Annotated in this window: 16 protein-coding genes; 11 read left to right on the forward strand and 5 right to left on the reverse strand. The window is 66.5% G+C overall.

Going from position 1 to position 13,845, the window contains the following annotated elements; all coding sequences use genetic code 11:
- Positions 1-648: 648 nt before the first annotated feature.
- Genes LCL61_RS28360 through LCL61_RS28370 form a run of 3 tightly spaced genes read left to right on the forward strand, consistent with a single transcriptional unit; the run spans position 649 to position 2,090 of the window.
- Complete coding sequence (locus LCL61_RS28360) at positions 649-1,212, forward strand: helix-turn-helix transcriptional regulator (protein ID WP_340682563.1); 564 nt, start codon at positions 649-651, stop codon at positions 1,210-1,212.
- The gene (locus tag LCL61_RS28365) at positions 1,190-1,672 is read left to right on the forward strand and encodes a hypothetical protein (protein ID WP_340682564.1); all 483 of its coding nucleotides are present in this window, start codon (positions 1,190-1,192) and stop codon (positions 1,670-1,672) included. Before LCL61_RS28360 ends, LCL61_RS28365 begins: the two co-directional genes overlap by 23 nt.
- Entirely contained in the window at positions 1,593-2,090 is a 498-nt protein-coding gene (locus LCL61_RS28370; protein ID WP_340682565.1) for a hypothetical protein, read from the forward strand. Before LCL61_RS28365 ends, LCL61_RS28370 begins: the two co-directional genes overlap by 80 nt.
- Here the strand turns inward: LCL61_RS28370 and LCL61_RS28375 are convergent.
- Positions 2,055-2,696, reverse strand: a complete 642-nt coding sequence (locus LCL61_RS28375; RefSeq protein WP_340688697.1) for an HAD family hydrolase — start codon at positions 2,694-2,696, stop codon at positions 2,055-2,057. The two genes, LCL61_RS28370 and LCL61_RS28375, sit on opposite strands and share 36 nt — an antisense overlap.
- A gap of 259 nt (positions 2,697-2,955) precedes the next feature.
- Here LCL61_RS28375 and cutA point away from each other — a divergent pair, with 259 nt between their 5' ends.
- Positions 2,956-3,261, forward strand: coding sequence for a divalent-cation tolerance protein CutA (gene cutA, locus LCL61_RS28380; RefSeq protein WP_340682566.1), 306 nt, complete (start codon positions 2,956-2,958; stop codon positions 3,259-3,261).
- 225 nt (positions 3,262-3,486) lie between these two features.
- On the opposite strand, the gene LCL61_RS28385 is transcribed toward cutA, so the two are convergent.
- Together LCL61_RS28385 and LCL61_RS28390 are read right to left on the reverse strand one after the other, a co-directional pair.
- Positions 3,487-4,710, reverse strand: a complete 1,224-nt coding sequence (locus tag LCL61_RS28385; RefSeq protein WP_340682567.1) for a helix-turn-helix domain-containing protein — start codon at positions 4,708-4,710, stop codon at positions 3,487-3,489.
- 27 nt (positions 4,711-4,737) lie between these two features.
- Positions 4,738-5,226 carry an NUDIX hydrolase gene (locus LCL61_RS28390; RefSeq protein ID WP_340682568.1) on the reverse strand — a complete coding sequence of 163 codons (489 nt, stop codon included), beginning with the start codon at positions 5,224-5,226 and terminating at the stop codon, positions 4,738-4,740.
- Between the two features lie 831 nt (positions 5,227-6,057).
- Between LCL61_RS28390 and LCL61_RS28395 the strand changes: the two genes are divergently transcribed.
- The 7 genes from LCL61_RS28395 to LCL61_RS28425 all read left to right on the forward strand — a co-directional run bounded on the left by LCL61_RS28395 (position 6,058) and on the right by LCL61_RS28425 (position 11,967).
- On the forward strand, positions 6,058-6,879 hold the full coding sequence (locus LCL61_RS28395) for an SAM-dependent methyltransferase (protein ID WP_340682569.1): 822 nt from the start codon (positions 6,058-6,060) through the stop codon (positions 6,877-6,879).
- Positions 6,880-6,997: 118 nt separating this feature from the next.
- Complete coding sequence (locus tag LCL61_RS28400; RefSeq protein WP_340682570.1) at positions 6,998-7,567, forward strand: hypothetical protein; 570 nt, start codon at positions 6,998-7,000, stop codon at positions 7,565-7,567.
- A 158-nt stretch (positions 7,568-7,725) separates the two neighbouring features.
- Positions 7,726-8,667: an ABC transporter substrate-binding protein gene (locus LCL61_RS28405; protein ID WP_340682571.1), complete on the forward strand. Its 942-nt coding sequence runs from the start codon at positions 7,726-7,728 to the stop codon at positions 8,665-8,667.
- Between the two features lie 236 nt (positions 8,668-8,903).
- Positions 8,904-9,659, forward strand: coding sequence for an SAM-dependent methyltransferase (locus LCL61_RS28410; RefSeq protein ID WP_340682572.1), 756 nt, complete (start codon positions 8,904-8,906; stop codon positions 9,657-9,659).
- On the forward strand, positions 9,643-10,536 hold the full coding sequence (locus LCL61_RS28415) for an SAM-dependent methyltransferase (RefSeq protein ID WP_340682573.1): 894 nt from the start codon (positions 9,643-9,645) through the stop codon (positions 10,534-10,536). Before LCL61_RS28410 ends, LCL61_RS28415 begins: the two co-directional genes overlap by 17 nt.
- On the forward strand, positions 10,533-10,922 hold the full coding sequence (locus LCL61_RS28420; protein WP_340682574.1) for a hypothetical protein: 390 nt from the start codon (positions 10,533-10,535) through the stop codon (positions 10,920-10,922). Before LCL61_RS28415 ends, LCL61_RS28420 begins: the two co-directional genes overlap by 4 nt.
- 226 nt (positions 10,923-11,148) lie before the next feature.
- Complete coding sequence (locus LCL61_RS28425; RefSeq protein ID WP_340682575.1) at positions 11,149-11,967, forward strand: trypsin-like serine protease; 819 nt, start codon at positions 11,149-11,151, stop codon at positions 11,965-11,967.
- Positions 11,968-12,561: 594 nt separating this feature from the next.
- Here LCL61_RS28425 and LCL61_RS28430 read toward each other — a convergent pair.
- Both LCL61_RS28430 and LCL61_RS28435 read right to left on the reverse strand, forming a co-directional pair.
- Complete coding sequence (locus tag LCL61_RS28430) at positions 12,562-13,467, reverse strand: hypothetical protein (protein WP_340682576.1); 906 nt, start codon at positions 13,465-13,467, stop codon at positions 12,562-12,564.
- A complete protein-coding gene (locus LCL61_RS28435; protein WP_340682577.1) occupies positions 13,467-13,820 on the reverse strand; it encodes a hypothetical protein in 354 nt (117 codons plus the stop codon). Before LCL61_RS28435 ends, LCL61_RS28430 begins: the two co-directional genes overlap by 1 nt.
- Positions 13,821-13,845: the final 25 nt, after the last annotated feature.

Genomic DNA, 13,845 nt, shown 5'->3' on the forward strand with positions numbered 1-13,845 from the left:
TTCCGGACACTACGGCGCTGGGACGATCTGCTCGGACCGAGGACCACCAGATCCGGGGACTTGGAGGCGTGGTGCGGTACTGGGAGGCGATCGGAAACCACGTCGTAGCTGCTTCAGAAACCCGCTCCCAGCAACGCTGACAGTCCACAGGAGACGGTCGCGCGCGAAATCTTGGTACGCCTCGGCGTCCTTCGCTGACGTGATCGGCACGCGAGGAAGCCGACAGGCACAGTGGAAGAAGAATCTGGCTCTGGTTCCACACATCGAGATCTAGCGCATGGACAATGCCCGAGTGGGCCGCCGACACCCCAGCGAGGCGGTAATCCCCTCCGACGGGCAAAGGAGGTACCCGCCGCATCCATCCAACGGCGGTCAGCGGTGGAGATCGCTGCTGCGGCATCAGCACTCATACGCCGCTTGTTTTCTCCTCACTGGAGCGACAAGTGCAATGCAACTGGCAACATTCACGGTTCTTCCTTCACAAAAACCTAGCCGCGCTCGCCTAGACGACGCCGAACCCGCAGCGATCGGGCTCGGCTGCGGATCAACGGAATCCGCCTTCAGGAACATGATCTTGCACTTCGCCAACTGTCCCGGCCAGGGCGCCCGCCCACGCGTAAGCGGGCGCAAACCGGAAGTTTGGCAGTCTTGACCAGCGACGATGCGGGTCAAGGGCTTACCGAGAGGGCTTTGGTGAAGATTCGACGCCTAGGGCTGGTTGCAGATCGTAAGGCAGCAGGCCACACGCAGGAGAGCCTGGCGGCGGCCCTCGGCCTCGATGTGAAGACGGTCCGCCATTGGGAGAACGGCACCTACAAACCCAGCACGCATTTCCTCCAGCAACGTCTCGCCGAGGAACTCCGCATCACCCGCCGGCAACTCGCTCTACGCCTTGATCCCCCCACCGACAGCACACATAACCCATTCGCTGACCACGAGATGGACGCAGAACCGATAGCCGGTGATGTCCCTTCTGCATCTGTTCGCCCCGACCGCTCCCCCGAATTGAGCAGCGCAGGCAAGAACGTCATCAACTGGCGATACGATTCGTCGCAACCGGGAAGCCCTGAGCCCAGCGTGGTGCATTCGGACATACCGCAGCTTCGTCGCGTCCTGGACACGCGGGATCTGCCCGAGGACGGACCTGTTCGCCCCTCTTTCCGGACTGACGCAGGCTGTTCAAACGGTCGTGGCACGACGGCTGCAATCTGACTATGCCGTGCTGGCGGCCGACGTCAACGAGCTGTTGCCTGAACTGCACCGAGCGATCCTCTCCGCACCGCTGACGCTGAAGCCTCACTACGCCGGCCTGCTCGCTCGCACGTATCGAGCAGCTGATGCGGTCGCGGACAAGTTCGGGTACTACGACCTCTCGGCACGGATCATCGACCTGATGCGTACCGCCGCGGCGCAGTCCGGAGACGAACTGCTCGTCGGCAGTGCCGCGTATGTACGGGGCGAGATCTACTTCGCAACCCACGACCTGGATGCCGGTGGCCGCATGCTGACGGCGGCGGCCGACAAGATTCGCGTCAGCGCGTCCGAGACCGCTGCGGCCACGGTACGGCACCTTGCACATGCGGGCAGCCGTCATGGCCGCGCGGGCGGGGAGTGCACTGCGAGCGCGCGACCACATCGAGGAAGCGAAGCAGGCTGCGCGTCAGGTGAATGAGGGCGTCCACCTGGGAACAGTGTTCGGGGTGCCGTCCGTACGTATCCATCAGCTGTCGCTTGCCGTGGAACTCGGCGACGTCGGCGGCGCCTTGCGATTGGCCAGCGGCTGGGCGCCACCGATCACGATGCCCGCGGAGCGCCGCTCACATTTCTACATCGACCTGGGACGCGCGTTTCACCTCGCCGATCAGCCCGAACGCGTGCTCAGCGCGTTCAGGGAGGCCGGGCGCATCGCACCTGAGCACGTTCGTGAACATTCGCAGGTCATCGACGTGGTCGATCACCTCGAGCTCACCACACAAGGGCAGTTGCGTGATGCGTTCGCGGATTTCGCTTCCGGCCTGGTGAAGCCGCAGAGCCGAAGCGGTTTCGGGCTGCAGTCAGGAAGCGAGCAGACGAGGAAGTTCGGCGAGTGAGTCGATCACCCAGTCAGCGTTCTCGCGGATGATCGGGTCGCTGGCCCACAAGTATCCCCACGGGCCGCGGCGGATCAGGGCTGATCGCAACCCGGCGGCGCGGGCGGGCACGATGTCGTTGTCCCGATGATCGCCGACATAGAGAATCTCGTGCGGCTCCCCCGGCGCGAGCTCGGCAACTTTCTGGAAAAACTCGCCGTCTGGTTTCGCGACTCCCCACTCGCCGGACGTGGCGATGGCATCGACGGGCAACGTGAGTCGCCGGAGCAGCTCGGCGGCGCGGTCGGTTTGATTGCCCGCGACCCCGAGCCAATAGCCCGAGGCCTTCAAGGCTTCGAGTGCGTCCCGGACGTCGGGATAGAGATCAGACTCCTCGATCCGCTCGCCAACACCGGCCTGTTCCCGTAGCTGCCGCTCGGCAGCAAGATCGAGGCCGGGTCGGATGAGCTGGAACGCCTCAGCGTTGTTGAAGCCAGCCGCTGTAACCGCTCCCACCAGCCCGGACAAGGTATTCAGCGGGACTCCCAGCCAATCAGCCCACGCCCCCCACTCCCGATCGTCCTTGATCAACGTTTCGCCGACGTCGAACACAACGGAGCGGATCACGCTGGCCATGCCCTTTCTCTGATCATCCACTGGGGACGTCCTGGCCGTGCTTCCACCGCAACGGCCTGGAGGTGCATAAAGGCGTTCAGGTTGCCGACAACGCCGTTCCCCGACCTTAGCGAACGTCGACAATGGACGCAGATCCCGAAGGCTGCACCTCGTACGGACGCGATTCGGCACAATGAACGGTGGATGATTCGCGCACGGGCTTCGGAGTTGATCGTGGCCCTACGCTGCCGGAATGACAGATCACCTAGTCGTGACCACAGCCACCCCAGACCGCGAGTCCGGCGAGAAGCTCGCGGCCTCAGCCGTCGCAGCCCGCCTGGCGGCCACAGCGCAGGTCGTCGGACCGGTTACCTCGTTCTTCTGGCACCTTGGCAAGTCTGGCCTGGGTGAAGAGTTCAACGTGACCTTCAAGACGACTGACGGAAGGTACGCCGAGTTGGAAGCGCACATCATCGCGAATCACCCGTGGGACAAGCCTGAGGTGACGGCCGTCGAGCTGGTCAGGGGCTCCGCCGACTATCTGGCCTGGGCCGAGGACGCGACCCGACCCCGCTAGAGCCCCAGGCGGGCGAGCAAGTCCGCGACGGCAGGGCATGTGCAGCGGCGAGCCAGGCGGCGCGCCACCGTTTTCGTACCCCGCGCCGGACGTACCGATCTGAGGCTGGCAGGCAGCTCCGCCGCGTGGACGAGAGTATCTCCACCGCTTGTTCGACCTCCCGTGCTAGGAGGCAGGACGGGGCCAGCCAGTCTCCGTGTAGAAGTCGGAGCCTGACCGCTACACCTAGGCGATAACGTCGTAGTGAGCGGCGAGCTCGGCAAACTCCGGGCCGCGGCGTCGCGTGGCGCGATCGACGATCCGCTTCATCGTGGCTTTCCCGAGTGGCTGGTAACGCACCCAGTCGGAGGCGAGGTCTTTTGCTTCGGCGAGCCACGCCAAGGCCGCGCGATCGCGGCGCAGTTCCGCGGCGGCGGCCGCAAGGTACAGCCGGTGGCCTGCCTCCCAAAACGCAGGAACGTCGCCACCCTCGACGTCGGGAACCGTGCCGGCCAGGTGGAGAGCTCGCTCGGGGTCTCCGGAGCGGACAGCGAGATCCACGCGCTGGAGCGCTGCCACGCGGGGCCCGAAAATCGCGGCTTCCGTCGCGGTGTCGCCGCGTGAGCGGATGGCGGCCGCGTGTGCTGCCGCCAGGAGGTCTTCGGCTCGGTCCGCGCTTCCGGAGGAGAGCGCGGCCGTGGCGGCGTTGAACAACAGGTTCCCGAAGACGCCGGCGCGGACGGGGTCGCGGTCGAGCATCCGCGGTTCGATGACCGCGGCAGCTTCAGTGGCGACGCGCTCGGCTTCTTCGGCGCGGCCTTGGCGGACGAGGGTCCAGGCGAGGTAGCGCAGGGAGATCGCGGCTTCGACTTCGGGGGCATCGGATTCGGTGGCGGCGTCGAGAGCGCGGGTGGCCGCGGTGAAGGCGAGGTCATCGAGGCCGAGCCGTCCGGCGATCCCAGCGCCGAGCCGGTAGGCGGTGGACAGGACGCGGTGTGCGCCTGCGCGCTCTTCGTCGTGGGCGTCTCGGACGATGCGGCGGGCGTCGGTGAGGACGGCGGGCAGTGCGTGGAGAAGCTCGGCGTGGTGGCCGTCGACGTAGGCGCGCCATGTGCTGTGTGCGCTGGTCGTCAGTTCCGAGAGGGGCAGAACCTCGCGGGACTCGGCGAAGTCGTCCAGGCCGGGGATCCGGGAGTCGGCGGTGATTGCCCTCCGGAGGGGCATGACGTCGACGTCGCGGGAGTGCTGCTCCGGGGCGGCGCCGAGCAGCGCGTCGACCGTGACGCCGAGGGCGGTTGCGAGGCTTCTCAGGGTCTTCGGGCGGCACGTGGCGCGAATGCCCTGCTCGATCCGAGCCACGGTGTCGATGCCGACGCCGGCGGCTTCGGCCAGTTGTTCCTGGGAGAGGTTCCGCCCTTTGCGGAACCGGGCGAGGTTCTCCGCGAACGGGGTCCGTGTGTCTCCGGTCATGGCGCCTCCGGTTTCCGGCCATCCAGCCTAACTCCCGACGGGGCATCCGTCTTCGCAGATCACCAGTCGGCCGGAATGGGCGGCGTCCAGTGCGGCGGCGACCCGGCGAGCGAGGATCGGCTTCAGCTTGGGTGCGGCGTCGTCGAGCGACATCAGGTTGACAGAGACGATCTCGGGGTCGGTGATGTCGAGCCGCGCAACGTCGTCGGCGCTGATCAGACCGCCGTCGAAGATGAACGCGAGTCCTTCGGGCATGCGGTCGTCGGCGGGGATGTAGTCGATGACGATCAGCTGACCAAGCGGCCGGGTGATGCCGAGTTCTTCCCGGATCTCACGGGCAGCGGTGCGCCACGGCGGCTCCCCTTGGTCGCAGGCGCCGCCGGGGATGTCCCAATGCTCTTTGTAGGACGGCTCCACGATCAATACCCGGTCGTCCTCGTCGCGGTAGAGGGCGCCGGCGGACATTCGTTTCCGGTTGAGCGAGCGCACGTAGTCGTCGAACGGCAGGAGATCCACGTCGCGGAGGCTAGCGTCTTGGCGCCGATCCGGCTGATCTATGCCTTTCACGCCTAGTTCGCGCCGGTGTTGCCACTCAACTGGTCGTCACGGGCTGTGTTGTTGTCAATCACTCTGCGACAAAGTGCCTGGTATGAGAACACAGTGGTGGCGACAAGAGCATCGCTTGCTCGTCGTCATCACGCACGGCCAGGCGATCGAAGTGCTCGCCGGACTTGTGCGCAGCAACCAGGACGGCAGATGGCCCCGCAGGATTGCGATCGGCACCGGACCAAGCGCCGCGTTCACTTGTCCCCGAGACAAGCGACCTGATCGATGCCCGCGATCAATCGCCAGGACCTGCCGCGCGTCGAGCGCCCCCGGTGACGGCGGTAAATGCGATGACCGGCGAGGACCGGAATCGCACTTCGCGTCGAAACCGTGTCTGACCGGGGACGGCGCCTTACGCAGAAGGCACGCGCGATTGGGAGTGTTGCCGACACACTGCGTCACGTCATGGCGACAAGCGCCTGGCCGTCTCGGCGGAAGTCAGCCACGAAGCCGACGGCAGTCCTTCGGCCCAGCATTCTGCCGAGCACCTCAGAGCGGTCTCCATGCCTGACGCCTCGAAGAATTGCCGAACACGCAGAGCTATTTCCACTGCTCAAACACCCAGACCGCCCGGTTGCTTCAGCCACCACCCGGTCGACCGTCCTGGTCGTTCGCTCCACACGACCTGAAGATCACCCCAACAAAATCGAGAGGACATTGCACGTGGGTTCCAGTGTCGCCACATCCCGGTTGATGCCGTCAGAGCAGCTGGCGGGTCAGGAGCGGCGTAGTCGTGTGCGGGTGATCGACGCGCTGGTTGACGGCAAGGACAACTACGTCGAGGACCGGAAGGTCGCCGACAAGATCGCTCAGGTGCTGCCGGGTGGTTTCGAGGGTGCGAAGCGTCTTTTCACCGAGGATTTCTGGTTCCGGGTTCGGGTATGCCGCATGTTGATCAGCCGCACTGAGGTGTCTCACTTTGTGCTGCTTGGCGTTGATCAGTGTGAAACAAGTGCCGCGCCGCTGCACAAGCTCATTCACCGTGACGCCCCTGATGCGGTCGTGGTGTATGTGGAGCCGGAACTGGACAGCGCGACCCATGCGCTCGCGTTCGACACGAGGACCAACGAGCGTGGGCCTGTCGTTCATGTGGTCCACGACGACATCTACGACCCGGCCCTGCTTACCCGGCTGTTCGAGAGCTCGAGTGTTCCACTGGACGCCTCCGAACCAGTCGCGTTGCTGCACTGCGCCACACTGCCGTTTCTCCCGTCCGGCAGCGGCACCACCCCGGCGGAGGTCACTGCGGGCCAAATCGACACGCTTCCCGAGGGATCGTTCATCGCTGTGAGCCACCTGTGCATCCCCGACGGCGCGGCGGCCGTCAGGGCGGCGAATGTCCTCGAAGAGAGCTTCGGTACCCGGCTTTGCCGCCCGGAAGCGGAGATCGCCACGTTCTTCGGGGGCTTCCCGCTTGTCGTTCCAAGCCCTCTGACAGCTCAGCCCGCGCTGGTTCCGTGTTCGAAGTGGTACCCGCCCGGTCCGCTTCTGGAGCGCTTCGCCGTGGACGACTACAACGTGGGAGCCGTGACGCACAAAGGAAAACCCTGGCCCTTTGCCTAGGCATCCACATCGCAGAGGGCCGCCCCAACCGGCCCTGTCGTCCACAGGGGAGGACACCTTGCATCACACGCCACAGTCCACGACGACTTCGGACTCTGAGGAACCGGCGTTTCTGCCTGTGCTGGTGTTGTCCGCGACTGAGGACGAGCACCGCGATCACGTGATTCCCCGTCAGTTCCATCGGGATAGGTCCGCGGTCGCGGTCGGTTTGGTGGCCGAGTTCATTCTTCGGGGTGCGGCGACAATCAGCGGCGAGCGCGTGAAGATTCTCAACGGAACCGAGATCGAGTGGCTGGCCGCGCCGTGCGGTCGCGCGATCCGCGCGATCTTGTCCCGTGATCTGACGGTCGGCGACATGCTCGCTGAGATCGAGGGTCCTGCGTACAGGGTGGCCTGGAGTGTGCTGAAGCGGGAGCGCGTCGCACGCAGGAGCCTTCTGCGCAGATGGGTCCTGACGGATCCAGACCTAATGATCGAATGGCGTCACGTGCTCGCGTCCGCGCATCTGGGTCACAGCACGGACAACGCGCGGGCCGCAGCGCTCTGGGCGATTCTCCACGGCGCCGGGGTGCACCGTGTTCAGCTGCAGGCATCGGGTCTGCAGCCGCGCGACGCGTGTCCCGACATCATCCTTCCTCTGCTGCGGCCTATCCGCCGGACTCCGGCCATCCTGCGTCAGCACCGCTGAACCAGCGCCCCAGCCGCTGTTCTTCTCCCCTGCCGGCTCTTTCCGGTCGGCACTCCCCGTCCCATTCGTTCTGCGTCCCCACGGAGACCTTCATGACGAGATCGCCCCGCTCGGCACCCCCGCGCTTCTCCACCGTGCTTGGTTCCCTGCTTGTCGCCATGCTTCTGCTCGCTACCTCGGCCTGCGGGCTTCTCGGCGGCGGCACCGAAGAGTCTTCTGGTTCGCAGCCGAAGGTGGCGGCGACCTTGATGACGATCCTGGATTCCGCTCCCTTGCGGTGGGCGATCGATCAGGGGTACTTCCGCGCCGCCGGAATCGACGTGACACCGGTCCCCGCCGAGAGCGGGCAGGTCGGCATCACCAAGCTGCAGGCCGGGGACGCCGATATCGCCTACGCCGGTGATGTCGCGATCATCTCGGCCGTCGCCACGGGTGGCCTGGACCTGCGGGTGATCGCCCAGGCCGCGATGGCGGGACCCGAAACCATGTGGATCATGGTCCGTGACGACGGCTCGGTCCCGACGGTGGCGGACCTGGCCGGGAAACGGATCGCGCACAACGGCGTCAACGGTGTGAGCCACATGCTCATCCGCGCCGTGATGGCCACACACAGGGTCGACGACTCGACCGTGCAGTGGACGCGAGCGAACTTCCCCGACATGGCAGGCCTGCTCGCCCGCAAACAGATCGACGCCGCGCTGCTGCCCGAGCCGTACATCATGGCGGCGAGCAAGCAGAAGGTGAAGCCGCTGATCGATCCGATCAAGGGCGGGGGCTTCGAGCAGTCGATCCCGACCGGCAGCTACGTGGTCACGGCCGCCTGGGCGCAACAGCACCCGGCGGAGATCGCGGCGTTTCAGCGGGCGTTGCGCCGCGCCGCGGCCGAGGTGACGTCGAAACCCGAGATCGTGCAGCAGCTCGCCGTGCGGGAGATGAAGGTCGACGCGGGCGACGCGCAGTTGATGAAACTTCCGATCTTCCCGCTCACGCCGTCCGCGGTGCAGCTGCAGCGCTGGGCGGACCTGATGCACAGCTTCGGCGTGATCAAGCAGCCGGTCCGTATGTCAGACCTGGTTATCGCTCCCCCACCGGACCAGTAGTCGCTGTCTCCGTCCGCCGCCCCCGGCACGTACCGCACGAGTGCGGCACGCCACCACTCCCAAGATCACGAAAGCACGCAACGATGCCTGAATACCCACGCCGATCCGCCTCCGCAGCGGTACCCGCCCCTGATTGTCCACAGTGGATCGTCACACGGGCCGGGGTCCGGGCCGCGCTGGGCGGCCGCAGGGACGACCCGGGGGCCCTGTCGGCGGCGTGGCGCATCCGTGAGTGCATGCCCGCCTTCGCAGAGACGATCACGGCCGAACACGAGTTCCGGGACCGTGTCCTCGCCCAGGCGTCTAGGGACGGTTTCCGGCAGTACGTCGTCGTCGATCCCGACCTCCCACCATGGATGCCCGTACACGAGGTGCTGCCGGCCAGCAGCGGGACTCGCGTGCTGTACCTGCTCAGTGACACCGAATCCGCAGTGCGGTCCTGGATGGTCGCGACCTACCACGACAACCCGGATGTCAGCTGGATGTCCTCCTATCCCGGCCTCGGCGCCTGCCTGCGCGTGGCCGCCGGGACCGGGGAGATCACCCTCGACGCACCGATCTGGGTTGTGCTGTCCTCCGCGCTCCAGCACACCTGGGATCCGCAGGCACTGCTCGCTGACCTGTGGGACGTGCTGCCTGCGGAAAGCCGGGTGTCGGTCACCCACGTAGCCCCACAGCACCCGGCCACGACCCCGGATTTGGGACGCTCGCCGGTGGAGGCCGCGTTCACGAGCTCCCTGCCATCGCCGCTGATCCTGCGCCCCATCTCTGAAGTGCTGGACATGTTCACCGATCCGCACGAATGGGACCTCCTCCGGTGCCACGGCGTGGAGATCCAGGCCTCGCCGGACACCGCAACGTCAGTGTCCACCCCGGACACAGCGTCGGAGCTGATCACGGTGATCGCACGCCGCCCGCCCCGCACGAGACCACTTCCGTCTAACAGCACCGTCGATCACGCGAGGAACCCCGGCCATGACCTCGACGCCTGACCCGTACTTCCTCACCCCGCAAGGGACCGTCCCCGATCAGCAAGCCGAAACCGACAACCCGACCATCGGCCGTATCAACGGCTTCCTCCTCGACGAGACCTTCGAGGTCCGATCCGATGGAGTCTTCGCCGCGGACCGGGAACTGGCAAAGCGCATCGACGCAGACGTGCCCGGCTACCGCTGGTGCGTGCTGGCGCAGCACCGTTTCCTCTACGACGTCATCGCGTTCGCCGCCGAGGAGCGAGGGATCAGCCAGTTCGTGGTCCTGCGCGCCCCGCTGCCTCTCGGGCCGGAGAAGAAGACTCCGTACACCCTGGCCAAGGCATACGTCGGTGCACCCAGCATGGTGCTGGTGGCTCGCGAAAACATGCTTTTCGGCCATCAGGAGACGGCCCTGGCCGTGCTGGAGGTGGAACGAGGCGCGGCAGTCAAGGCCGCAGTCCACGAGGTCCACCGGCCGCTGCACGAAGTCCATCAGCGCGGGAACTGGTCGCTGGACCTCACAGCACCGGTGTGCCTCACGATGGTCGCCGATCCGTCGCACTGGCCTGGCGACGTCACCGACCTGATGCGCGCCTACCACGAGGAACTCCCTCCCGGCAGCGTGATCGGCGTAAGCACCCTTGGCACCGCGCCTCCGGGGAGCGCGGCGGCTGCCGCGCTCGATGACCTAGCCAGGCACCTGGCGTTGACACCCGAGCCACAGCTGACCCCGCGATCGCAGGCTGAGGTCGAAAGCTGGTTCGACGGCACCGGCTGGAAGCTCGAACCCCCCGGCGTCGCGCCGGGGTCGCAGTGGTGCGGCCCGCAACCTGCCGACATCGCGGGTCCGGAACTTCCCGTGTGGTGCGCGATCGCGACGAGGACCGCGTCGTGACGACGTCGACCATGATCGTTCAGGACACCGCTCACTCCCAGCCTGCACACGCCGCCTGGATCGCGGATCTCGTCGACCACGCCGCGATCAACGTGGCCCCGCGCGGGCTGAGCAAAGTCACCGACGCCGGTCCACTGGATTGCGACAATGCCGGAGAGTGGCTCTCGAGCGTGCTCGGTCGCCAGATCGAGCACCGCCACTCCTCATCGGAGCACCTGTTCGTCGACGTGACCACGCACAGCGCGGTCCGGCTCGTCTGTGTCCGGTGTGATACCGGCGAGTCGATGATCTACATGGCGCAATCCCCCGGCACCGGCTCCGACACGGACCTCTACCGGCAGCTCGTCGACGCCGCTCGATCCGCCCCAGGCCCCGGCGACAACTGAGCCCACTGCCCGGACCGACAGGCCATCGCATGCGGAGCCTCAAGCCGTCGCGCCCCGAAAGGACTGTCCAACTGGCACGACCGAGGTGTGGCGCTAGTGCCACACCGGGCCGCCGACGTCGCCGACGTCGCCGCGCACCGTCACCGAAGAGATCCGGTGGCTCCACAGTCGCGCTCCCCGCATGCCTGCGGGGAGCGTCAGGAAGCACTATCAGAGAAGGGAAACAGTGAAAGCAAGCACGAGAGCCCGCCGCCGTGGCGGGTTGCGCGTCGCCGTGGCCGCCCTGGCGACGTTGTTCGCCACCGGCCTCGGCGCCGCGCCGGTCGCTGCCGCCGACGGCGGGAACCACGGTGCGGCCACGGCCGTACCCGCCAGCACCACCAGCCCGGCCGCCACCGACACCGGAGGCGACGATGTGTCGCCGATGATCGTCGGCGGCGAACTGGCCCCGCAGGCCTACGCCGGCGCCGGGTCGATCCAGTCGAAAAAGAACGGTGTCCCGGACTGGCACTCCTGTGGCGGGGCGCTGATCGCCCCTCGGTTCGTCGTCACCGCCTCGCATTGCCTGACCAAACAACCGCCCGCGCCACAGCGCGCGGACGAGGCAGGCGAGCTGGCATGGCGGGCGTTCCAGCAGGCACCGCCTCCGCAGCGCGCCGGGTTCGGCACGCAGGCGGAACCGCACGATCCGTCGCAGTACACGCTGCGGATCGGGTCGACCAACCGGTTCCACGGTGGCGTCGTCACTAGTGTCCGGTCCATCTCCACTCCGACTGGGTGGGAGTGGGGCATGCCGGACCAGGACGGCTATGTCTGGGACATCGCGCTGATCGAGCTCGACCGTGCAATTCCGTCGTGGCTGGTCAAGCCGGCGAAGCTGGCCTTCCATCGTGCGGGGCATCCGGCCCGGGAGATCGGGTGGGGCATGCGTGACAACGGCTGGATGAGCTTCGCCTCGGCGAAGGGCGGCGGCTGCGGCGAAATCCTCGCCGTCGAGCCGGCATTCCCCACCCACCTCTGTCAGAATCTCACCCCTTCGTCGTGAGGACCCGACCCCCATTTACGGCCGCCGTGACCCAAGCCCAGTCCGCGTAACGGCCGAGTTTCCCTTGATACCAACGTGGCGCATCCGCTCATCGGCATCAACGAAAGCTGCTGATTCGGTTGTGCCACAGCATCTTCGAATGACGCGGCGCGTCACGGGCACCCACTGGAACAGCTCAGCGGGCGTGAAAGAATGGTCAATCCCAGTTTCATGGCACTAGTGCCATTTCAGTGCCAAGATCTTTGGGAAAGTGTCATCGATTTTGAGACCCTACAACAGCGCTGCAGGGTCTCGCCGCTCGCGACATGTCGATCTCGTGCGACCTGCGCATTCTCCGTTGTCTCACGATGACGTCACCATGACCCGTCTCAAACACGTGGCCATTTCCTCGGCTGAGGTGGTGACCCGACGGCTGCGGCGACCCGGCAGCGCGGACTCATCCGACGGTCCTCATTGCGGCAAGAGAGGGCATTGCGGTGGCCTGCGAGGCACACCGGATCCACCTATGGTCAGTCAGCGGTCAAGAATTACCGGACATGCTCGGAGTGGACGATCGCTGCAGGTCGCGTCCAGCTCGTCGAGCCGCACAGGATGTCACCGTCCTTTGCGGACCATGGCGGTGATCAGTTGCCCCTCGTTGATCGTCAATGGTCCGGTGCTTGTTTCTGTTACGACGCCGAGGGCTGCGGCGAGCGTGTGTCCGTGTATGTCGAGTGTTGCCTCGGTCAGCGAGCTGAGATCGGTGATGGCGGCGCGGGCTCGTACCCACCCGGTCGCGCCGACGACGAGCGCCGCGACCAGAGCGGGCCACCAAAACGTGCCGAGAACCAGCGCGGGCCACGCCCAGCTGCCGACGGTCACCGCAGCGGCGAACGCACCGTTGACTGAGGTGATCTCGGTGCGCGCGGTCTCGGGCAGCACGAGCCACAGCCGTGGCCAGGCGAACGTCAGGTCCAGCCCGTACCGGTTGAGCGCGACCTGTTCGACGGCGTGGATCCGATCACCCATCCAGGTCGGTCTGCCGGGTTCGGCCATGGCCAGCTTAGTGACGCGTTCGGCGGCGAGGTTGATCTCGTGCTGGGCCGCGGCGTCACGGGACTCGATGGGATGCGCGCGCTCGAGGTCTCGGCGCCGTTTGAGGTGAGCGTGCCAGCGGGTTCGGCGCCGCACGGTCAGCCAACGCGCGAAGACTGCGAACGGTCGAGGCCAACGGCCGAGCCAGACTGCTCGTGTCATTCCTGTCATGGCCTGCACTACCAAGCCGACGGCGGTGGCCGCAAGCAGCAGCGCGACGATCACGACCGCCTGACCACTGCTGGGATGCCGGCCGACGGCGGCGCCGGACACCTCACGCACCGCCATCGTCCAGTCCAGCGCATGCGCATGCCCAAGGTTGACGCCCAATAGCGCGCCGACCACGAACAGCGCTCCGGGCACGAACAGGAGCCCGACCCACCGCTCGGCCAGTTTCTTCGCCAGCTCCTGAAAGAACCCGCCCATCAGATCTGCAAACGTTTCATCGCGGCGCCAGTGACCTGGCACCGCGGTACCGGCCCCGCCGGCGCCGTCGCGGCCACCCGATCGCAGCGGCCGTCCGGGCAGCCGAAGCGCTCACCATCAGCCTGACCGGGACCAGCGCCGGGCAAGCCGACGCTCAGCGAGCGAAGCGTCGTGACGCCATCGGTACCGAGCAGCTGGCCGAGCAGGTGAAGTATCGGCCGACGAGCCGCGGCTTCCTGTTCGATCCGCGACAGCTGCGTGCGCTTAGCGTCGTCGTGCTGCGCGATCTCCGTGCGCAACATCGGCAGCTCCTCACAGAACGCCGTCAACACGAGCCGCTCAGCAGAGTCCATGCGAGTTCCTCTCTGACCGCAATTC

Origin of the sequence: Amycolatopsis coloradensis (assembly GCF_037997115.1) — a bacterium.
Taxonomy (GTDB): domain Bacteria; phylum Actinomycetota; class Actinomycetes; order Mycobacteriales; family Pseudonocardiaceae; genus Amycolatopsis; species Amycolatopsis coloradensis_A.

Excerpts from the sequence above, each read along its gene's own strand:
- LCL61_RS28370 (WP_340682565.1), top strand. The coding sequence starts at position 1,593 with ATGGCCGCGCGGGCGGGGAGTGCACTGCGAGCGCGCGACCACATCGAG.
- LCL61_RS28385 (WP_340682567.1), bottom strand. The coding sequence starts at position 4,710 with ATGACCGGAGACACACGGACCCCGTTCGCGGAGAACCTCGCCCGGTTC.
- LCL61_RS28405 (WP_340682571.1), top strand. The coding sequence starts at position 7,726 with ATGCTTCTGCTCGCTACCTCGGCCTGCGGGCTTCTCGGCGGCGGCACC.
- LCL61_RS28410 (WP_340682572.1), top strand. The coding sequence starts at position 8,904 with ATGCCCGCCTTCGCAGAGACGATCACGGCCGAACACGAGTTCCGGGAC.
- LCL61_RS28415 (WP_340682573.1), top strand. The coding sequence starts at position 9,643 with ATGACCTCGACGCCTGACCCGTACTTCCTCACCCCGCAAGGGACCGTC.
- LCL61_RS28430 (WP_340682576.1), bottom strand. The coding sequence starts at position 13,467 with ATGGGCGGGTTCTTTCAGGAGCTGGCGAAGAAACTGGCCGAGCGGTGG.
- LCL61_RS28435 (WP_340682577.1), bottom strand. The coding sequence starts at position 13,820 with ATGGACTCTGCTGAGCGGCTCGTGTTGACGGCGTTCTGTGAGGAGCTG.